20 protein-coding genes are annotated in these 20,271 nt (G+C 40.0%); 5 read left to right on the top strand and 15 right to left on the bottom strand.

Annotated elements, in window-relative coordinates; genetic code table 11:
- Position 1: 1 nt before the first annotated feature.
- The 5 genes from CRI88_RS15350 to CRI88_RS15370 form a co-directional block, all read right to left on the bottom strand.
- Positions 2-1,825, bottom strand: a complete 1,824-nt coding sequence (locus tag CRI88_RS15350; RefSeq protein WP_101966813.1) for a peptide ABC transporter substrate-binding protein — start codon at positions 1,823-1,825, stop codon at positions 2-4.
- Between the two features lie 447 nt (positions 1,826-2,272).
- On the bottom strand, positions 2,273-3,067 hold the full coding sequence (locus CRI88_RS15355; RefSeq protein ID WP_058844953.1) for a M55 family metallopeptidase: 795 nt from the start codon (positions 3,065-3,067) through the stop codon (positions 2,273-2,275).
- Positions 3,064-3,678, bottom strand: coding sequence for a M15 family metallopeptidase (locus CRI88_RS15360; protein ID WP_101966814.1), 615 nt, complete (start codon positions 3,676-3,678; stop codon positions 3,064-3,066). Before CRI88_RS15360 ends, CRI88_RS15355 begins: the two co-directional genes overlap by 4 nt.
- A gap of 382 nt (positions 3,679-4,060) precedes the next feature.
- Entirely contained in the window at positions 4,061-5,119 is a 1,059-nt protein-coding gene (locus CRI88_RS15365; RefSeq protein ID WP_036127057.1) for a DmpA family aminopeptidase, read from the bottom strand.
- A 1-nt stretch (position 5,120) separates the two neighbouring features.
- On the bottom strand, positions 5,121-5,819 hold the full coding sequence (locus CRI88_RS15370; protein ID WP_101966815.1) for an aspartate/glutamate racemase family protein: 699 nt from the start codon (positions 5,817-5,819) through the stop codon (positions 5,121-5,123).
- A gap of 240 nt (positions 5,820-6,059) precedes the next feature.
- On the opposite strand from CRI88_RS15370, the gene CRI88_RS15375 reads away from it, so the two are divergent.
- From CRI88_RS15375 to CRI88_RS15400, 4 genes are all read left to right on the top strand, one after another.
- A complete protein-coding gene (locus CRI88_RS15375; protein WP_058844956.1) occupies positions 6,060-7,454 on the top strand; it encodes an alanine/glycine:cation symporter family protein in 1,395 nt (464 codons plus the stop codon).
- A 241-nt stretch (positions 7,455-7,695) separates the two neighbouring features.
- Positions 7,696-8,202: a helix-turn-helix domain-containing protein gene (locus CRI88_RS15385; RefSeq protein WP_180957783.1), complete on the top strand. Its 507-nt coding sequence runs from the start codon at positions 7,696-7,698 to the stop codon at positions 8,200-8,202.
- Positions 8,187-9,041, top strand: coding sequence for an IS3 family transposase (locus tag CRI88_RS15390; protein ID WP_145991322.1), 855 nt, complete (start codon positions 8,187-8,189; stop codon positions 9,039-9,041). The genes CRI88_RS15385 and CRI88_RS15390 overlap by 16 nt, the downstream gene beginning before the upstream one ends.
- Before the next feature lie 710 nt (positions 9,042-9,751).
- Positions 9,752-11,101 (top strand): IS1182-like element ISBsp5 family transposase, encoded by a 1,350-nt coding sequence (locus tag CRI88_RS15400; RefSeq protein WP_101966817.1) that lies wholly within the window; start codon positions 9,752-9,754, stop codon positions 11,099-11,101.
- 163 nt (positions 11,102-11,264) lie between these two features.
- On the opposite strand, the gene CRI88_RS15405 is transcribed toward CRI88_RS15400, so the two are convergent.
- From CRI88_RS15405 to CRI88_RS15415, 3 genes are all read right to left on the bottom strand, one after another.
- Complete coding sequence (locus CRI88_RS15405) at positions 11,265-13,226, bottom strand: methyl-accepting chemotaxis protein (RefSeq protein WP_036129282.1); 1,962 nt, start codon at positions 13,224-13,226, stop codon at positions 11,265-11,267.
- 202 nt (positions 13,227-13,428) lie between these two features.
- A complete protein-coding gene (locus CRI88_RS15410; protein WP_058844046.1) occupies positions 13,429-15,108 on the bottom strand; it encodes a methyl-accepting chemotaxis protein in 1,680 nt (559 codons plus the stop codon).
- 155 nt (positions 15,109-15,263) lie between these two features.
- Positions 15,264-16,097 (bottom strand): hypothetical protein, encoded by an 834-nt coding sequence (locus CRI88_RS15415; protein WP_058844045.1) that lies wholly within the window; start codon positions 16,095-16,097, stop codon positions 15,264-15,266.
- Between the two features lie 103 nt (positions 16,098-16,200).
- Here CRI88_RS15415 and CRI88_RS15420 point away from each other — a divergent pair, with 103 nt between their 5' ends.
- Entirely contained in the window at positions 16,201-16,755 is a 555-nt protein-coding gene (locus CRI88_RS15420) for a hypothetical protein (protein WP_058844044.1), read from the top strand.
- 40 nt (positions 16,756-16,795) lie between these two features.
- Here the strand turns inward: CRI88_RS15420 and CRI88_RS15425 are convergent, their stop codons facing one another.
- From CRI88_RS15425 to CRI88_RS15455, 7 genes are all read right to left on the bottom strand, one after another.
- The gene (locus CRI88_RS15425) at positions 16,796-17,332 is read right to left on the bottom strand and encodes a DUF1572 family protein (RefSeq protein ID WP_036129271.1); all 537 of its coding nucleotides are present in this window, start codon (positions 17,330-17,332) and stop codon (positions 16,796-16,798) included.
- Positions 17,333-17,400: 68 nt separating this feature from the next.
- Positions 17,401-18,288, bottom strand: coding sequence for a hypothetical protein (locus CRI88_RS15430; protein WP_101966818.1), 888 nt, complete (start codon positions 18,286-18,288; stop codon positions 17,401-17,403).
- A complete protein-coding gene (locus tag CRI88_RS15435) occupies positions 18,281-18,796 on the bottom strand; it encodes an RNA polymerase sigma factor (RefSeq protein ID WP_101966819.1) in 516 nt (171 codons plus the stop codon). Before CRI88_RS15435 ends, CRI88_RS15430 begins: the two co-directional genes overlap by 8 nt.
- 114 nt (positions 18,797-18,910) lie before the next feature.
- The gene (locus CRI88_RS15440; RefSeq protein ID WP_036129262.1) at positions 18,911-19,519 is read right to left on the bottom strand and encodes an SCO family protein; all 609 of its coding nucleotides are present in this window, start codon (positions 19,517-19,519) and stop codon (positions 18,911-18,913) included.
- A 104-nt stretch (positions 19,520-19,623) separates the two neighbouring features.
- A complete protein-coding gene (locus CRI88_RS15445; RefSeq protein WP_080717186.1) occupies positions 19,624-19,746 on the bottom strand; it encodes a YvrJ family protein in 123 nt (40 codons plus the stop codon).
- Between the two features lie 66 nt (positions 19,747-19,812).
- Positions 19,813-20,037, bottom strand: a complete 225-nt coding sequence (locus CRI88_RS15450) for a DUF2922 domain-containing protein (RefSeq protein WP_036129258.1) — start codon at positions 20,035-20,037, stop codon at positions 19,813-19,815.
- 13 nt (positions 20,038-20,050) lie between these two features.
- Positions 20,051-20,266 carry a DUF1659 domain-containing protein gene (locus tag CRI88_RS15455; protein WP_058844042.1) on the bottom strand — a complete coding sequence of 72 codons (216 nt, stop codon included), beginning with the start codon at positions 20,264-20,266 and terminating at the stop codon, positions 20,051-20,053.
- Between the last annotated feature and the right edge of the window lie 5 nt (positions 20,267-20,271).

Below are 20,271 nucleotides of genomic sequence, written 5' to 3' on the forward strand. Positions count from 1 at the left end.
ACTACTTTTCAGCATTCGCTAACGCTTCCGCACGTTCTTGCTCCCACTGCGCGAGCGCCTTTTTAAATTCTTCATTACTCATTGGCTTCTCCAGCACTTGCTGTCCTTTAAATTTCTCTGCCGTTACACCGAATGGCGAATATTGCGCCTCAAATGGATTTAATTTAGACGCCACATAGCCACTCCCCCCTACTGAATAAGGGATCACAAAGGCTTCATCAATTAAAAAGGCCTCTGCCTTTGCAAATAGCTCATAGCGTTTTGCGGCATCAATCGTTTCTTTCGCTTGATCCACAAGGTTTTGGTACGTCGTTTTGCCATTTGCCTCTTTATAGCCTTCTGCTAATTCTGGTTTATTGTAAGTACCGTCCACTGTGAATGGATCTGTATACGTAGAGGGATCTGCAAAGTCAGGACCCCAGTTCGCTTCTAAAAGCGCAAACTTGCCAGGACGACGCACCTCTGATAAGAAGCCTGTCGATGGGCCAGCCTCTACAATAATGTCGACATAATCTGTCCCTAGTAATTTTTCAATCTGCTGTTCCACTACTTGAGAACGATTGGCCCAATCTGGACTGCCTGCATTATAGGGCATTAATACTTTTACAGGGAACGTGGCTTTACCTGCTAATGCTGTTTTCGCTTTTTCTTTGTACTCTAGAGCGAGCTCTTTATTGAAGGAATCTTCATTGGAAATGGTCGTAAGTGGCGCTAATTGGGTATAATCCACCCCTTCCACATCGACAAAGTTTTTCGGTGTAATAGTATTGCTCAGCAAATCTGCTGGATTATAAGGCTCAACCGTCAGCATTGCGGACACCCGATCCAGTGCATGGAATAAGGATTTACGGAAATCTTTATTATTGACTGCAACCTTCCAGTTATCTGGCTCATATTGGGCGTCAAATTGTGGATTAAAGTTAAGTGCATAGAAGTAGGTATAGAAGTTATTTTGTGTTTGACGAACCTGGGATTTTTTCTTCTCGTCTTTAAACCATTCATCAATAATAGAGGTTGGAATACTAGCAGAATCAATTTCTCCACGTAAAAACAGCTCTGGTGCCACTGTTGCCGCTTCTTTATTGTATTTATAGCGAATGCGATCAATCAGCACCTTGTCTTTATCCCAATACGACTCATTTTTCACAAGAACACGCTCATTTTGCGGTTCAAATTTATCTAAAAGATAAGCGCCATTATAAAGGAAATTTTCACGCGTCGTACCAAAATCCTTCCCTTTCTCGGCAATGAACTTGCCATTCACCGGGAAGAAACAAACATAGTTCAACATAGAAAGGAAATAGGGTGTCGGGGCTTCTAAAGTATATTCTACTGTATGTTCATCTAGCGCCTTTATGCCAACCTCCTTGAAATCAGCCAACTCGCCGTTATAGAAGGCCTCCCCATTTTTTACGACCGTCGCAATCCAAGACGTCGATGATTCATTTTTAGCATCAAGCACATAATGTAAGCCATCCACAAAGTCTTGTGCCACAACATCTGCATAGTCCTTCCCCTCATGTGTGACCCATTTAGCATCATCACGTAGCTTGAACGTCCAAACAGTAGCATCCTCATTAGCAGACCATTCCTTCGCCAATCCTGGCTGAACGACTCCATATTGATCGTATTCTATGAGTCCATCCACCATATTTGCGGCCACCGCAAATTCATTTGTTTCAGACGTCTTTAAATAATTTAACGTTTTAATTTCTCCCGAATACACAACACGATATTCCGATGCCTTTTCACTCGATGATTCATCATTGCAGGCTACACAAAACAATACGACCAGACATATGAACAGCAACCAAGACTTTCTCACAAGCATCCCCCTAATCATCTTTTTATAATGAAAATCCTATTGCAAGGACGGATGCACCTTCAATAGGATCTTTCAAACATAAGCTAGGTCCTTCTAAATCGACCCACTATCGATGAAATGCACAACGATTCCATGCTCGTTGTCACGGTAATGAGATAAATTTGTAGGTTCTATCAAATCAAACATATTGGACAGCGTGTCCCACTGCTTTTTGACTACATCTTTGAGTGGTGGCTTCGCTGGAATGAGCGATTTTGCCTTGTTGTGATCGGGGCAAGCGCTTTACTGAGCAAATTCTTCACTCGGGTGAGCGCCTCTCCTCTTTCTGAGCGAGCTCATCGCTTCGATGAGCACTTTGTAAGTATTTTCCTGGATGAGCACTCTATTCCTATTTTGGAACGAAGCTATCACTATTGATCATTCATTGATAAAGCAAGCTCAGTAGCATCATGTTAAAAATTGTAAAATACGAAGCACCTCATAAAAATCATCGGTGATAAACTCTACGGTATTATGTGGTTTGAATGTGGCATTTGGATAGAAAGAATTGCGATAAGCTCGTGTATGGTCTCGATAAATAATCTCCACCACAAAGCGTTCTGGTAACGCTACCTGCAAATCAGCACGTGGCACTTTCATTGCAGACTCTACCAGACGTTTGGTTTCCATAATGGTTAGCTGTGGGCTGACACTAATCGTTGCATTTCCGATGCCTTCCTTTGTGGCAAATGTAATCATGTGTTCATTCAAGGCCTGTATTTCCTCTGTTAGCCCCACATCCCCACTAACGAAGGATACAGGAACATCATGTAAAGCCGCCGCATACGTATTGATTAAAAATTCGCTTGCATAATGACCATTAATTTTGACGTCGGCATATGTGCAAAGTGTATGGGCAAGTGGATTGCGCTCACTTCCTCCTTTACTGTGGTAGCCAATAAAAATGGCACGGTCAAAGCTTTGATCGAGACCTGCCACCATACACATTGGATCATATGTCCAGCCACGGATGACTTTACAATTGATGGGTAAATTGGAAATGTCGAGATTGCGAGCAGAATCGTGGGCATCCTTTAATAAAATTTCTGTGGCGCCTCCTGCTATCGCTCCTTCAATGGCTGCTTCTACTTCTCGTGTCATTTGTCTTTGGAAAAACAGATAGTCCGGTGCGTTTAACTCGGTCTCACTCCATGATGTTGTACCTGTAATCCCTTCAATATCTGCGCTAATATAAACCTTCATAGAAATCGCAACTCCTTTACATTATGATTTTGTATTGTTGCGTGTACTGCTCCATAATGGGCTACCTGCGCTTGCACACGTCTTGCCCATGCCACATTGTGATAATCGTAATGCCACCATTCTTCTGCATAATTCGTGAATCCAGCAAGTGACAAGCAGTTGTACAGCAGACGCCGATGCTGACAGGCCAGCGGATTTTCCTTCAAGTGCTGTTCAAAATAACGTGTCGCAGATTTTTCATGCATTTCGTCAAAAGCTGTACCAAGATCCAACGCTTTACCATGGACATCAGCCAGTGTGACATCAATTGCACCACCTGTTAAATGTGGGGCTAAATGGGCGAATTCTTCACTTGGCAAAGCTACATATTTTTTCGTAGCCTGCACAAGCTCCTGTGGTGTTGCCTGTGGCATTTGTTGTGCTAATTGCTTTGAAAAATGGGTAAACAAATATTGCTGTACTTGAAACGGACGATACCCATCATAAAGTAAGAGACTATATTCTTGTGGTAATAACGTTAACGCCTGCTGCAAACGCTTATAGACCCCTTCTCGCACATAAATAACTTGCAAACTATCAGGAATCTGTTGCTGATAGTAGATAGGCTCCATGAATAGTCTCGGATGTGTAGCTGTGACCTGGATAAGCGGCTCACCGTTTTCACGAACAAACGGAGATAGAGGTGGATTCCTATTTATAGCTGCCGCTATTGGTTGAAATAGGTTGATGATATTGGCACACCTCCTTAATTTTTAGATAATTCAGTTTTTTAAAATGAATGTTATCATATCTCCCTAGCATTGACTAGATAAAAAAGGAATAATTACAATATAATAGTTTTTCTCCTATAATGATTCATATTCCAGCAAAACACTGTCGAAAAATCACTTTTGTCCTCTAGTTAAGGATTTTATTCATCGCATTGCTCGCTCATGCTAACGAAGTACAAAAAAAGCTATCGAAACATGGATGATGTCTCAATAGCTTTAATCGTTATGCCTTATGAAAAGCGTAAGCTTCCACTGTATGGCCATTGCGCCCCGTTGTAGTCTGGGCCTGAGATAATGAATTGAGTATCGCTTCCTCTGTCGCTTCAGCTGCGGCGGCAAACAACTGATTCATGATGGGGTGATCCTCACGTAGCTGTGTTCTTGTTTCCATCAGCTGATCTGTCGTATGAGGAATACTGTGTGCCGTTGTAAAACCAATGACTACATCCCCACTACCATGTGAAAAGTGACTACCTGTCCGACCGAGACCGATACCACAGCGTTTAATGACACGCAGCAATTGGCGGCTACTCAACGGGGCATCCGTTGCAAGAATAATAAGTATTGAACCATCTGTAGGAGATAATGTTGATTGGCTTTGCCTATTGGAAGCGTTGTAACGCTCGGCTAAAAACTCAGTGCTTTGACCAAAATTACTGAGAACTAGACAACCTACTGTATAGCTAATTTCCTGTTGTTCAACTTTAACAAGGCGAGAAGACGAACCAATCCCCCCTTTATAGCCAAAACACATCATACCTTTCCCTGCTCCAACGGCTCCTTCCTGTACTATATCCGTAGAGGCTTGACGAATGGCTGCTATTGCATGTTCTGGTGTCACGGGACACGCTCGAATCGAATTTAAATAACTATCATTACATTCGCCTACCACAAGATTAATCGTTCCTGTTATGAGCCCAATATCTTCATTCAAGTCCAACATATAGCTTAATGTTCCTTGTGTAACGGCTGGCACGCCAAAGGTATTCGTTAACATAATAGGTGATTCGATCACACCAAGCTCATTGACTTGCACAAGTCCCGTTGTTTTTCCGAAACCATTTAACACATAGCTTGCCGCCGTTACCTTTTGCTGAAATAAATTACCACCATGCGGTAAAATGGCTGTGACTCCTGTACACGCATAAGCACCGTCCTGATCTAATGGCTCATCCAATGTGACATGTCCCACCTGAACTCCCGCTACATCGGTCATACAGTTTTTTGGTCCAACTGGTAACTTGCCAATCTTGATGCCCATTTGTCGTACCTTGCCTGGCATATTACAACTCCTCCTGAATCGCCATGGACACCGCAGTTTGTGCATGAATGGCTGCTGTATCAAACACTGGCACACTAATATCCTCCTGCTGAATCAATAAACCAATCTCCGTACAGCCTAAAATCACTCCTTGTGCCCCCGCTTGCACAAGCTCCTCAACAACTTGGATATAGTACGATTTGGCGTCTTGCTTAATGATACCTAAACACAGTTCTTCATAAATAATGCGATTTACTTCCATTCGTTCGTGGCTGTCTGGCACAATAACCTCAATACCGAAACCCTCCACTCTTGCTTTATAAAACGCCTGCTCCATCGTATACTTCGTGCCAAGAAGGGCTATTTTCTGTAGATCTGCTTCTTTAATTTGTCTAGCTGTTGCATCCGCAATATGTAAAATCGGGATGGTAATCGCTGCCTCTATAATATCAATGACCTTATGCATCGTATTCGTACAAATAATAACGAAATCTGCACCTGCACGCTCAAGTGATTGCGCTGCTTGTGCCAGAACATTCCCCGCTTTGTCCCACTCTCCTTTCGCTTGAAAATGCTCAATTTGTTGGAAATCCACACTATATAAAATACATTTGGCAGAATGTAAGCCTCCTAGTCGCTGTTTGACCTGCTCATTCATGAGCCTGTAATAGGCAGCGGAGGATTCCCAGCTCATCCCACCAATTAAGCCGATTGTTTTCATCAACATCACACTCCTTTTCTATTATTATACGCATAACTCGCAATGAAATAAGAGAATTTTCCAAATTTAATGCTTTATCTCCCTATCGAATATGACAGAAAAATAGTATTTAAAGCAACTCTATCCATTTAAATATTTTAAAATCACAAAATATTATGATTATTTTCATTATTTTAGAAATGTTGATTTTTTATAAAAAAACAGTGTAGACTAAAGCGTATTGTAAAAGGAGGACAACTTATGGAATGGATTTCAAGTATTGTAAATAGTGGAAATAATGTTTTATGGACATATATCCTAATTATCTTATTAATCGTAGCAGGACTATATTTTTCATTTGGTACGAAGTTTGTACAAATTCGTCTGTTTCCTGAAATGTTTCGTTTAATTGTAGAAAAAAGAGAGGGCGAATCAGGTGTATCACCGTTCCAGGCTTTTACTATTAGTGCTGCTTCACGTGTCGGCACAGGAAATATTACAGGTGTTGCCTTAGCCATTGGTGTAGGAGGACCAGGTGCTGTTTTTTGGATGTGGATCATCGCTATTTTAGGGATGGCTACTGCCTTCATTGAAAGTACCTTAGCACAGGTTTATAAAGTGAAGGATGGTAATACCTTCCGGGGTGGACCTGCCTACTACATGGAAAAAGCGTTAGGTCAACGAAAGCTAGGAATTATTTTTAGTATTTTATTAACATTTAGCTTTGGGTTTATTTTTAATGCTGTACAGTCCAATACAATTGCCACGTCAGTTGGAGAAGCATTTGATATCAAACCAGCGATCATTGGGATAATACTTGTCGCCTTAACAGCCTTAATTATTTTTGGCGGTGTTCATAGAATTGTGAAGGTGACGCAAATTCTTGTACCTGTCATGGCGATTTTCTATTTACTTGTAGCCCTTTTTGTTGTAGTGACAAATTTCTCGGAAATCCCGCATGTTTTTAACTTAATTTTCACACATGCATTTGGCCTACAGGAAGCTGCTGGTGGTGCAATTGGGGCGGCTATTATGCAAGGTGTCCGTCGTGGTTTATTTTCCAACGAGGCTGGTATGGGGAGTGTACCTAATGCGGCGGCAACTGCCAATACCTCACACCCTGCCAAACAAGGGCTAGTACAAAGCTTAGGTGTCTTTTTTGATACGATCATGATTTGTACAGCGACTGCCTTTATCATTATTTTAGCTGGCTTATATGATAAAGGCGAAAGTGACGGCATTATCTTGACGCAAAATTCTTTAGCTGTCCAAGTTGGGGACTGGGCTCCTTACTTTATTGCTATCGCCATCATCTTCTTTGCCTTCAGTTCGATCATTGGAAACTATTATTATGGTGAATCCAATATTGAGTTTATGGATGCGCATAAAGGTTGGATGTTTAGCTATCGTATATTAGTGTTAGCTATGGTCATGTTTGGCTCTGTAGCTCAGGTACAGCTTGTATGGAATTTAGCTGACCTATTTATGGGTCTAATGGCGCTCATCAATATAGCCATTATTATTATTCTCGGTAAAATTGCCTTCCTTGTATTAGACGACTTTACACAGCAACGTAAAGCTGGTAAAAATCCTGTCTTTTATGCAAAATCAATTCCAACCTTAAAAAATACAGACTGTTGGGAAGAAGATCGATAAACAGCTAACGCCACTCCTTTTGATAGGAGTGGCGTTTCATGTTGTTGAAAAAAGGTAATGTCAACGGCATAATAAGCAATTTTGTAAGGCGAGGGGTTGATTTCCGTTCCGCCAGCGTCCTTTCCAGGGGGCGTCCGATGAGCCGCTTCACTCACTGCGTTCGCTCCAGGGTCTCCTCTGTGACGCTATGAGCTGCACCCAAAATATTGGACTTAAAAATCTACTATAGGGGGTGCAGGTAGTGATTTCTGATGAACAAAAATTAGCCGCAGTTCTAGCTTACTTTGAAGAAAAAGAAAGTACGTATCAGATTGCCAATCGATTACAGAGGGATCGACAGTACATTCGATTATGGATTGAATTATATCGCTATCATGGCATCGAAGGAATTATTCGTCCTCAAGGGTTCACGAATTACGAAGATTCTTTTAAAATAAAAGTAATTCAACACCTGATAGAGACGGGCGATTCGCTCCTTCAGACTGCTGCGAAGTTTAATATTCCTTCCCGTGAAACCGTTCGGAGATGGAAAAAACAATGGATGTCAACGGCTGGTGAGGTGCTCTATCAAGTAGAAAAGGAGCGCCAATCAATGCCAAAAAAACAACCACCTTCGTCCGATTTAAATGGAAAAACAACGGATGAGTTAAAAGCCGAAATTGAGTATTTACGGATGGAAAATGCCTATTTAAAAAAGTTGAAAGCCTTAGTTCAAGAAAAGGATGCCTTCAAATCCAAGAAAAAGTAAGAGCTGTCTATGAGCTAAGGTTGGATTTTCCTCTTCAAGCTCTATTAAAAGTCGCGAAACTTAAGAAAAGTACGTATTATTATCATCTCCAAAAATGGGTAAAACCAGATAAATATCAGGCGATCAAAGAACGAATTCAGACGCTTTTTCATTACCATAAGGGGCGTTATGGCTATCGTCGTATTTGTTTAGCCCTCCGAAATGAAGGGTTTTTCATCAACCATAAAACGGTCCAACGATTGATGCAAGAATTGGGCTTAAAAGGGACGGTACGCCCTAAAAAATACCGTTCGTATAAAGGGACAGTCGGCTATGTCGCAGAGAATGTCATCCAACGTGATTTTGAAGCCACTGCACCCAATCAGAAATGGGTAACCGATGTAACGGAGTTTAAAATAAACGGTCAAAAAATCTATATATCCGCTGTATTAGATTTATTCAATCGAGAAATCGTTGGGTATGAGGTATCAAAATCACCTAATTTTGAGTTAGTTCAACAGTCTTTTAAGAAGGCGTTTACGTATACAAAGTTATCGAAAAAGAGTGGCTTAATCGTCCATTCTGATCAAGGATGGTTATATCAAATACCACGTTTTAAAGCGTTATTGGCAACACATGAAATCAAGCAAAGTATGTCACGGAAAGGAAATTGTTTAGATAATGCCGTGATAGAAAGCTTTTTTGGCATTATGAAATCAGAATTTCTATACGCAACAACGTTTAAGAACTACGAAGCATTCAAAAAAGCGTTAGTAGACTTTATCCACTACTACAATCATGAGCGGATAAAAATAAAACTCAACGGAAAAAGTCCAGTTGAGTTTCGAAGAGTTTCTTAAAAGTTCAAATTTTTGGGGTCAGTTCACTAAATCCCCTAGGAGTGACACTGGCTCCACTCCAATCAACCATTCTGCCAAAGTGTCTTTTCCTGAACAAAATAGCCCATTATTTATAGTATAAGAGAGGATAGCTTCTTACTTTCAATGTGGAGAAGTGATGTGTGACAACACCCCTCCATAAAAGAGTAGTGAGTATGTTCACTTTTTTGCTAAAAAGTGAACATTTTTATTTTATGGATTGGAGTGGAAGGCTACTTGACTCCCGTGGGAATAGCGAGACAGGCGAGCCCCTGCACGGAGCGGTAGCGGAGGAAGCGGCTCGGCGCTCGGCCACAGGAAAGCAAGTAGCCTGCAACGGAAATCCTTTTTCACCTTTCACATAAATTCTATGGATGGTTTTGTTTTTCAACACTATGAAAAGCCACTCCTTTTGATAGGAGTGGCGCAGACTGTAGACAAACTCGCTGAATTTTGAGTTTGCCTACAGTCTTTTTTCTTTTACAATAAAATAAAGTAAAGCCGTTGATTTCCACTACGGGCGGACGCTTTCCGCGGGCGGGGTCGAGCTGCTTCCCTCGCTTCGCTCAGTCCAGGATCTCGACTTTCCCGCTTTTCCCGCAGGAGTCGCCGCCCTTCGTTCCAATCAACTTCTATATAAAATACTCTATCTACATAGGGTGTTGAAAAGTAAACTTTTGAGGTGATCAACCATGATGACGAAGAATCAAACCAATGAACGTGAACAATTAGAAATGTTAACGATTGATCAATTAGTTCCCAACGATCATTTAGTGCGAAAACTAGAGGCTGCTATTGATTTTTCATTTATCTATCCTTTAGTAGAAAATCTTTATTCACCTAATGGGCGTCCAAGTATTGATCCTGTCGTTCTCTTCAAAATGACGTTTATTCAATATGTTTTTGGCATTCGCTCCATGCGTCAAACGATCAAAGAAATTGAAACGAATATGGCGTATCGTTGGTTTTTAGGATTTGGCTTCCATACAGAAGTCCCGCATTTCTCTACCTTCGGTAAAAATTATGTCCGTCGCTTTCAAGACACCGATATATTTGAACAGATATTCTATCGTATTTTAAAAGAGATTATGCATCAAGGACTCCTCCATGCAGACCATTTATTTATCGATTCTACGCATGTGAAAGCGAGTGCGAATAAACGGAAGTATGATAAAAAGGTCGTGCGAAAAGAAACACGGGCTTATGAAGAGAAGCTTCAATTAGAGTTAAATATGGATCGTGAAGAACACGGAAAAAAGCCCTTTCCCCCGGAGAAATTTGAAAAGGAAGAATGGAAAGAAATAAAGGAAAGCACGACAGATCCTGAAAGTGGCTATTACGTGAAGGATGAACGTACGAAACAGTTTGCGTATTCTTTCCATGCAGCCACAGACGAAAAAGGCTTTGTCTTAGGTGCCATTGTGACTCCGGGAAATGTGCACGATAGCCATGTATTACAGCCACTTGTGGAAAGGGTCATTCAAAATGTTCAAAAACCAATCGCTGTTGCGGCAGATGCAGCCTATAAAACACCAGCGATTACGAACTTTTTGTTAGAGAATCAAATGTTGCCTGTTCTTCCGTATACACGTCCTAAAACGAAAGATGGATTCTTCCGAAAGCACGAGTATACATATGACGAGCACTATAATTGTTATCTTTGCCCACAAGGGCAGATATTGAAGTATGCGACAACGACGAAGGAAGGATATCGCCAATATAAATCGAATCCTTTGATTTGTGCGAAGTGTCCAAGCCTTTCCCAATGTACAGAAAGTAAGCATCATCAAAAACTCATTCAACGCCATATTTGGGAGTCGTATGTGGAGGAAGCTGAACATTTACGCCATTCCTATGACATCAAACAAATTTATGCAAAGCGTAAAGAAACGATTGAGCGTGTCTTTGCCGATGCAAAAGAAAAGCATGGTATGCGATGGACAACCTTAAGAGGTCTAAAAAAATTGTCCATGCAGGCGATGCTTACTTTTGCTGCCATGAATTTGAAGAAACTGGCTACTTGGACGTGGCAAGTAGCTTAAGAGAGCAACTAAGCTCGAAGAGTATGTTGAATTTGGTAGTATATTACCAAATGTTAAAAATAAAATAGGAAGAAAAATGACAAAAACCATCGAGAGTGAACTTCTCGATGGGCTTTTGTCTACAGTCTCAGCCACTCCTTTTGATAGGAGTGGCGTTTGTGCTTTAATATTTAAATTGACTAATCAGTTGCTTTAATTCATCCGCCATATGTGCGAGTGCTTGTGCCGAGGCATTGATTTCTTCCATTGAGGCTAATTGTTCCTCTGTTGATGCCGCTACATCCTCGGATGCAGAAGCATTGCCTTTTGCAGAGAATGCCAAATCTTCTGTTACGGCTGCCACCTCTTGAACACCTGCTGACATTTGCTCAGAGGCTGAAGAGACTTCCTCCATTTTAGGTGTAATTTCATTCATGCTTGCCATAATGACTTGGAATTTTGCAATGGCTTCATCCGAAATATGCAAACCACTTTGCACATCCTCCGTTACCTTCGCCATAATACTGACAGATTGCTCCGTCTCTTGCTGAATACCTCGAATAAGCTCAAATATTTGTTTGGCCGATTCTTGTGATTGTTCTGCTAACTTGCGAACCTCATCTGCCACAACGGCAAACCCTTTCCCATGCTCACCTGCTCTTGCCGCCTCAATAGCTGCATTTAATGCAAGTAAGTTCGTTTGATCGGCAATGCTCGTAATGACATCTAAGATGGACGTAATTTGCTGAGATCGTTCATGCAAGGTTTGGATTTTCGCATTGGAATCTGCTACAGATAAATGAATGGATTGCATTTGATCCTTCGTATTCTGCACAGCTTGTCCACCCTCATCTGCTTGTGATGTTGCATGCTGCGAAAGGTCTGTCACAGCAGAGGATATTTCGGCAATATGCAAAATAGCTGTTGAAAGCTCATGCAGTGATTCTGCATTTTTATTGGCACTGATCGTTTGCGAATCAGCACTTGAGGCAACATCCTGAATAGAAATCGCCACTTTTTCCGTTGCAATGCTTGTTTGATTCGCGTTGGCTGTTAGCTCCTCTGCTGACGAAGCCACTTCCTCTGCATTTTGCTCAATTTTTTGAATAAGTGTCCGTAAGCTTTCTTGCATATCATTAAAGGCTTGTCCTAATTGACCAATCTCATCCTTCGACGTAACCGTCACCGTTTCTGTCAAATCGCCTTTACTGATCGTCACAGCACTATCCTTTAAAGCTTTAATTGGCTTTAACACAGCCCTCATAACAAAATAAAAGACAATCGTACTAATAACAATAGCCGCAATCAGCACTAAAATCGTATGGTATAAAATTTTAGATGCCGATTCATCAATTTCTTTGGCAAAAATGGTCCCTGTGATTTTCCAATCAGTCAGTTCATTTGTTGTATAGAACAGGATTCGGTTATCACCGTCAAAGACATATTTATAGGTACCAGAAGGATTTTCGTACATTTGATCGAGGAAGCTTTCTTTTAGTTTTCCTCCAGCTTCAAGCGTAGGATGTGAGATAACCATATTTTCTTCACCAAAAATAGAAGGATAACCATTTTTCCCGATTCGAATGGAATCTGCAATTTTTTGAAGGTCTGTCAGTTTAATATCAATAGCCACAACCCCAGCATGATCCTTAATCTGTTTGGCAACTGTCACAACCATATCGCCAGTTCCTGCATCTTTATAAGGATTTGTGATTAACGTTTCTCCTTTGAGGGCTGTTGCCTCTTTATACCAATCTCGATCTAGTGGATTATAGTCTGCATCATTTAATTTTGGCTCTTGTGTAAAGGAGCCATCGTTCATGCCAATATAAATACTTAGCACATCTGGATTTAGCTCTACATACTGATGCAAATTCGTCTCAATAGAGGCTTGGGATTGCTGATATTTTCCTGCATCTAATTCACTGCTAAATACATTGATATCATCCATTTTTTCGCTAATGGTTTTATCAATAAGCTTATTTAAAATGCCCACACTTTCATTGGCACTAAATAATATTTCTTCTTCTATTGAGTCTTTTGCAGATAAATAAGATAAACTCCCAACAGAAATGACAGGAATTAGTAATACTAGCGCAAATAAAGTATAAAGCTTGCCCTTAAAACTGCTAAATAGTTTCTTCATATATCAATCTCCTTTTGATTCTTGTCGTGAAAAAATAGCAAGCTATTTTCCACAGTATTTCCCTCTCTTTATCTGCTTCACATTTCTCCCAAAGCTTTTATCGGATGAAATATTATTTTTCAAACATATTTTTGAATTTCTTATTATTCAGGCTTTGCAGACAACTAGAAAACCCCTGTAAATATACAGAGGTAGTGTTTCGTTAGTATTTAAATGACTGTATAGACTCTTGCAAATCTATCGCCATTTTCGCTAGATGTGTAGAGGAAGCTGCTACCTCCTCCATTGCTGCATTTTGTTCTTCTGAAGAGGCTGCAACACTTTGTACATGGCGACTCGATTTCATTGAGACTTCACTAATATAATCAATTTCTTTGACTAACTTTTCTACATCCTGATGAATAGTCCGAATGGCTGTTGTCACTATCTCAGTTTGTGCTTGTACATCATTAATGGCATCATCAATCTGTATAAAATTATCTCTTGCCACATTGACCTTTTCACGTCCTACATGGACCGAATCATTGCTATTGACCATATCCTCTTCAATGACTCTCGTGCTATCGGTAATTTGTGCCACTACTTTTTCAATGTCCCCTGCTGCAAGATTGGACTCATCTGCTAGCTTACGTACTTCCTCTGCAACAACCGCAAAGCCTTTGCCATGTTCGCCGCTTCTTGCCGCTTCAATTGAGGCATTGATTGCCAGTAAATTGGTTTGTGTCGCAATACTTTTAATGACATTCACGGCTTTTACAATCGCCGCTGTATTGTCATCTAAATCTTGCACACGGGTATTTAACTCGCTTGTATTGGCAGAAATTTCATTCATTTGTTCCGTCACATCATGCACAGAAGAACGCCCTATACTCGCCATATTTTTCGTTTCGACGGTTGCATGATTCACGTTATGGATACTTGTAGAAATTTCATTCATTTTCTTTAAAATATGAGCTGATAAATTCCGTACATCGCTTGTTAAAGTGTCCTGCTGGTCAATTCCTTGTGCAATATCGTGAATAGATGCCGTCACCACTTCTGTCGCCTGTGTAACCTCCATGCTACTAGCCGTCAGTTGTTCTGATGTGGCTGCAACTTGTTCGGAGGAGTTGCCTACTTGTTTCATCATCTGTCGAAGCTTTTGTGACATACTATTAAAGGATTCGGCTAAATGGGCGAATTCATCCTTGGTTTTAAATTGTAAATGCGTGTGCAAATTCCCTTCAGAGAATTTATCCATTTCTATTACTGTTTGCTGAATGTTTTTAGCGATTCGTCTCCCAAATACTGTGGCAATGATGATACTAACAATCAAAGAAATAACGGCTAGTATTGTAATTTCTACCCCGCTTCTTTCCCCTTCTTGCTTGGTTGCTTCAATATGAGCTTGCATCTCTTCCTGTTGAGCCGTTGCCATCGTCTTGCCAAAGACAACTAACTTCAGAGAACCTTCACCTAAAATTGGCAATGCTTGCTGTTGGGCTTGTTGATGATCTCCTCGTTGATAAAGTGGCACTATCTGCCCATCTATCGCCTTTTCCCAATCGGCTAGTTGCTGTAAAAACTGCTCAAACTCTTCATTGCTATCGCCTTTTTCTTGGAGACGATTAATCGACGTATGTAAGGTCTCGCGGATTTCATGGTGGTTGTTAAGCATTTCTTCCTTGCCATATAATATATACCCACGAATAGCTGCATTTGCTCGAACTGTTTGGAACGAGATATCTTGATATAAATGAATAAATTCTGTCTTGTCTTCAATTTCTGCTAGAGTCTGATTATTATGATTCAAGTAGTATAATGCAATACCTGAAATAAGCAGTAGGAAGACGAGTACAATGCCAAAAGCAATTTGTAGTTTTCGTTCCACAGTTAGTCTCATATGATTCCCTCAATTCTACTATAATCATATTGAGTATAGCCTACCTAAACCTATTAACCTATATAATATGTATCTATCCTCATAAATTATCGCTAAAATTTAACAAAAATAAGAACTCCACGCTCAATCTATTGACAATAATATCCACTATATCGCTAGTTTAAATAGGTAGAAAGCATTTGGAAACCGTAGAGGTAAACCCAAAAGAGAGGGAGCAACAGAACCATTTTAAGAAAAAGCCCTCTTTTTTCAACATATTCTCGAATGCCTGAAGTAAGCATAATAGCACTTAGTAACAATAAGCTATGCTGAGCCCCATAGATCTGCAAAGAAAATGTAATAACGAATGGCAAGGCGGCTGGAAAAATAAAATCTGCTAACGGTCTCTTGCTCTTCGCTTTGTTTAAATATATGGGAGGAGCCGTTTCTTTTTCTATCGATTTAGCCCCTGTAAGTTTCTTTGCTAGCATAAAGGCTAGACTGAAAAATATAATTGTATACACAATAAATAATAGAAACGGCATTCTACTTTCTTCATTCAACAAATGAAAATAATCCACCATATCTTGTGCCTTTAGTTCATAATACTGCATCGTTTTCTGATCCATTAGGAATAATCGTTCATCCTTGCTAATCACCTTCACGGCCATTTCCTTGCCATTATAAAGACGTATATATAAGTCGCTTACCGTAGTAGCATTAGCTGGTCGACTAACCGGATTTTTTGGGGACTGTAATGCTTGTTGGAGATGTTCCTTGTCTTTCACCTCATAACGGTTGATGTAGAACACTTGCTTTAATGGATACAAATATTGCTCCTTGCTATCACTTCCAGACAAATACCAAGCCTCTTGAATTGTTTGAAATTCACTATGATGCAGGGATACTAGCTCCTCTCGCTGCCTTTCATTGTAACTGAAAAGTAGAAGTGTACTTATACTAAGAATAATGCCTAGTAACAGTGTATAAATATGGCCTCCCTTGTGCATCCCTACGCCTCCTTTACAGACTTTTATATATAGTAATTATTGTAATATACGGTTTACACTCCCAATAAGTTTCATCTATACTAATAATAGAGGTGAAGCAAATATGAGTAAACCAGCATTATACGTACATTTAGTCATTGGACCTGATTGTGATTTCGAATCCATGGCCATCAGAGCGGCACTAGAATCCTTTGATGCACGGGTGACAATTCATTTAATCGGAAGACCAAATGACTTGATTGATGTCTTGTCTGGAGAGGATCTGCCAAGCAAAATGGACTATCTTATTTTAAACTTCCACGGTAATGAGGGACGCTTTTGTTTACCCGAGTTAGGCGAAGATGTATATGAAGACAATGAACCTAAAAGTATCTACTTTGAACGACAGGATGTCCTATCCTATTGTCAGCTACAGGATGTCAAGGTGATAGCAGCTGGCTGTACATTAGGCTGGCAACAGCTAGCGACAGCCTTTTTAGAAAGTGGCTGTCACTCCTATTTAGCACCCGATGATTATATAGAAGGTAACGCGAATCTCATGTTTCTTATTCGCTTTTTCTATGAGATCATCACGAATCAAAGAAATCAGCAGGAAGCATTCGAACTCGCCCAAGCTATTGATGCAGAAACGGCCATGTACAAGCTATATTTAACATAAAAAGATCGTAGCACATGTTATTGGCTACGATCTTTCTTTATTAACGTTGCTGTTTATCTAGCATGGATTCTGTAAAAGCCTGTGACTGTCCTTTTGGAATACTAAGCGTTTGCCAAGCAGAGCCCTTAACTTGTTTCGCAATATAAATAATTTGACCGACATGCTGTGCATAATGCGCCATCTGTCTTTCAATGGCATCAATGACTGCTAGCTGCTCTCCTCTAATTGTGACATATCGCTGCAAATCAGATTCTGTTAAACTCGCTAAGGCGTCTAAAAACACTTGCCAACCCTTTTCCCAAGCTACGAGCATGGCCTCTTTCGTGTGAAGACTATCCATAAACTCATCATCTCGATTACGCGTAGACTTCTCACCATCCGTCGTTAAAAAATCTGTCCAGCGTGAAATCATATTGCCACTAACATGCTTCACAATAACTGCGATACTATTGGATTCCTCATTATACGCCCAATGTAACTGTGCCTCTTCTAATTGGGCAAGCGCCTTATCCCCTTGCTCTTTCACATTGTTAAATCTTTTTTGAACAACTTGTAAATAAGTGTGTGCGATTGTCATGATTGTACCCATCCCCTCTTTTCTATCATTCTATAATAGTTCAAAGGGATTGTCTCATCTGTGCTTTACTAATCGCCAAGAATAAACGCTCTTACGATGGTCGCCATTTTTTCTTGGACTTCTTGTGGGTCGCCATCTAATTGATAACCAATATGATAGACATAGCCGTTATAGTACGTATAAAATTCATTGGCATTTGTAGTCATTTGAAAGATGCGCTTATCTGTTTCATCGTAATTATAGTAAATGTAAACAAAACCTCGATCTGGTGTCATCTCCCGATAATATAAAGGATTCATAAAATTTAAACCTACATTTGAAACTTTAATCCCTAAAGTTTCCTCAATATCTTTCGATTTAATATATGTTGATAAGGGATTACGATTTACATTTGTCACTGAGAAATTAATGTATTGTAGATCCCTGCCAGTGGAGGATTTTTCTTTATAGCTAAATTGAAATTGCGTTTGTTGACTGCCATCATCCATTTTGGATGATACCGCATAGACCTCCTGAATATTTGGTTGAAATGGCAACTCTTCCGGTGTAGTAAGATGAACGACATTGCCCAGTGAGGTTGCTACTGATTGCATAGCCACGAAACCCTGAAGTGGTGCATAATATTTGATATTTTTTGCCTGACTTAAAAAATTGGCTAGCGGGAAAAACTGACTGTATGTTGTATCTGTTCCTTCCACTTCTGTTTGAAACAAATCCGTAAAAGGAGGTTTTTCTTCTTCATTCATTACCTGTGTCGTCAGTTGATTAGACGGTTTGGCTGCTTGCCAGGCAATGAAAAATAAAATAGAGCATGTCATCATGATGGTAACTGCACGATACGTCCACTTTGGTTTGGACGGATAAGGCTCTTGCTGAATTTGTTGGCGAACCTTATGTATGATTGCTTCTTTATGTGCTGAAACATCTTGTAACGCCTGCATTGTATGCTTATCCATGGAAAAGTACCTCCCATTCAATATGTTGCAAATCTATTTTTAATAGCTCCTTCCCCTTCTTTAAACGAGATTTCACAGTACCTTCAGGAATTGTAAGTAATTCCGCAATCTCTTTAATCGTCATCTCCTCTAAATAAAAATAAACGATTGCTTCGCGTTGCTTGATTGGTAAGCGTAAAATCGCTTCATCTAGTAAGGCTTGCTCATCTTGACGAATCAGTGTGTCCTGTAAGACCATTTTTTGCTTTGTAAAAAATCTATGCTGCAATGTAATTTTTCTGTATGCCCAGCTTTTTAAGTAATCCTTACATTTATTGATTGTCATGCGGGCAAGATATGCTTTCATCTCCCCTCTCTCTTCATAATCCTTTTGATGATAAAATTTAATAAATACGTCCTGCACAATATCTTCGGCTATTTGTAAATCCTTCGTATAGTAATAAGCAATTCGAAACATTTGCTCCGTATGTATAGCCATTAGCTGCTCTAATTTTTCGTTATCTGACATGTGATTTCCCTCCTTCCACACTATAAACGATTCCCAACCAGAAAAAGATTATTTTTCCAGCTTAAAATGACATAAAAAAACCGCCTCTAAAATTCGAGACGGTTTATTGCTTCTTTATAAATTTTCATCAATATATGTTTCGATATCGGAAGCTATCGTATCAATTGGTACATCTTCAATATTTTCAGCAAAGCCATTATACATTTTGACCATTACACCATCTTTGTCCACTAAGAAAAATTGATTGCCATGAATGACTTGGTCACTGTTAGGGTCGTTTTTCACTAATATCTTTGTATTTTTCACTGCAAACTGTTCAATATATTTTTGTGAATAGCCTGTCAGAAGATTCCACTTAGATTCATCTGGCACATTGTATTTACTGATATAATTAGCTAACACTTCTGGTTTATCAACGTCTGGATCTACTGAAAAGGCAACGATGTGATAATCCTCTACTCCTTTTTTCTGGAGCTTTTCCTGCACTTGTGCCATGTTCAATGACATCGGCGGGCAAATCGATATACAGTTCGTGAAAATATACATGCCGATCCAAGGCTTACCTTTTAAACTTTCGAGCGAAACGGTTTCACCACGTTGATTAATATGTTCAAAATCGGGTATTTCGAGGCTGTAGTCTGCTTTAAATTTTGAATTTCCACATGCGCCAAGCACAGATGCACAGGCTAAAAGTAGAACTAGCCCTATTAACTTACGTTTCATGTCAACACTCTCCCTAACCTACACTACCCTCATCCTACCGTAGGTTGTAAACGTTGACAAGAACTTCTACGTGACAGCTTTCGTACATCTTTGTGAAATAAATTTCATTTTAACGAAACGAGCGCCGCATGAATCGCATCAAGCTTTACTTCGACACGGTGCAATAAATAAAATGACACTAAAATCGGAAAACCGATATCGGATATCATGTTCAGCCACGGTTCCATTTGTCTCCCCCTCTCTCCTACAGTAAAACAGGTCTTTGCGGTTTCATTGCAAAGACCTGTTTTGAATTATTCTGTTGCTACATCAAATTCTGTTACTTGGCGATCTACCATGCGTGCACCCTTGATGGAAGATAAAGCACCAGTCTGACCAGCAAAGACATTTTTAGCAAGGATCGTTGTCATAGCCTGCTGAATTTCAGCCGCTGTGATATGCGGCTTTGGTGCATCAATTGTAAGTGTTGTCGTTTTCCCATCAGTCGTTGCAAAGAGTAACTCTAAAACTTGTGTCATGTTTGATTCCTCCTTAAGATAACTCGTTTGTTTCTTGCTTGACAATACTAGCCAATGTCTGTGATGAAAGACTAGCAATGACGTGTGCAACCGCTACTAAGTCGCCCTCATTATGCGAGGGGCTAATATTTCGATATGATTTTGTGATGAATATTGGTTCATTTTGTTCATCATAGCCCGTCACATACTTAAGACGCAGTGTTGCATTTAAAAAGTGAACGTCTACCATCGAGT

Source organism: Lysinibacillus fusiformis, from assembly GCF_002845985.1.
In the GTDB taxonomy this organism is placed as follows: Bacteria; Bacillota; Bacilli; order Bacillales_A; family Planococcaceae; genus Lysinibacillus; species Lysinibacillus fusiformis_D.

Coding starts and splice junctions, on each gene's coding strand:
- CRI88_RS15355 (WP_058844953.1), bottom strand. CDS start 3,067: ATGAAGGTTTATATTAGCGCAGATATTGAAGGGATTACAGGTACAACA.
- CRI88_RS15360 (WP_101966814.1), bottom strand. CDS start 3,678: ATGGAGCCTATCTACTATCAGCAACAGATTCCTGATAGTTTGCAAGTT.
- CRI88_RS15365 (WP_036127057.1), bottom strand. CDS start 5,119: ATGCCAGGCAAGGTACGACAAATGGGCATCAAGATTGGCAAGTTACCA.
- CRI88_RS15370 (WP_101966815.1), bottom strand. CDS start 5,819: ATGAAAACAATCGGCTTAATTGGTGGGATGAGCTGGGAATCCTCCGCT.
- CRI88_RS15375 (WP_058844956.1), top strand. CDS start 6,060: ATGGAATGGATTTCAAGTATTGTAAATAGTGGAAATAATGTTTTATGG.
- CRI88_RS15400 (WP_101966817.1), top strand. CDS start 9,752: ATGATGACGAAGAATCAAACCAATGAACGTGAACAATTAGAAATGTTA.
- CRI88_RS15405 (WP_036129282.1), bottom strand. CDS start 13,226: ATGAAGAAACTATTTAGCAGTTTTAAGGGCAAGCTTTATACTTTATTT.
- CRI88_RS15410 (WP_058844046.1), bottom strand. CDS start 15,108: ATGAGACTAACTGTGGAACGAAAACTACAAATTGCTTTTGGCATTGTA.
- CRI88_RS15415 (WP_058844045.1), bottom strand. CDS start 16,097: ATGCACAAGGGAGGCCATATTTATACACTGTTACTAGGCATTATTCTT.
- CRI88_RS15420 (WP_058844044.1), top strand. CDS start 16,201: ATGAGTAAACCAGCATTATACGTACATTTAGTCATTGGACCTGATTGT.
- CRI88_RS15425 (WP_036129271.1), bottom strand. CDS start 17,332: ATGACAATCGCACACACTTATTTACAAGTTGTTCAAAAAAGATTTAAC.
- CRI88_RS15430 (WP_101966818.1), bottom strand. CDS start 18,288: ATGGATAAGCATACAATGCAGGCGTTACAAGATGTTTCAGCACATAAA.
- CRI88_RS15435 (WP_101966819.1), bottom strand. CDS start 18,796: ATGTCAGATAACGAAAAATTAGAGCAGCTAATGGCTATACATACGGAG.
- CRI88_RS15440 (WP_036129262.1), bottom strand. CDS start 19,519: ATGAAACGTAAGTTAATAGGGCTAGTTCTACTTTTAGCCTGTGCATCT.
- CRI88_RS15445 (WP_080717186.1), bottom strand. CDS start 19,746: ATGGAACCGTGGCTGAACATGATATCCGATATCGGTTTTCCGATTTTA.
- CRI88_RS15450 (WP_036129258.1), bottom strand. CDS start 20,037: ATGACACAAGTTTTAGAGTTACTCTTTGCAACGACTGATGGGAAAACG.
- CRI88_RS15455 (WP_058844042.1), bottom strand. CDS start 20,266: ATGGTAGACGTTCACTTTTTAAATGCAACACTGCGTCTTAAGTATGTG.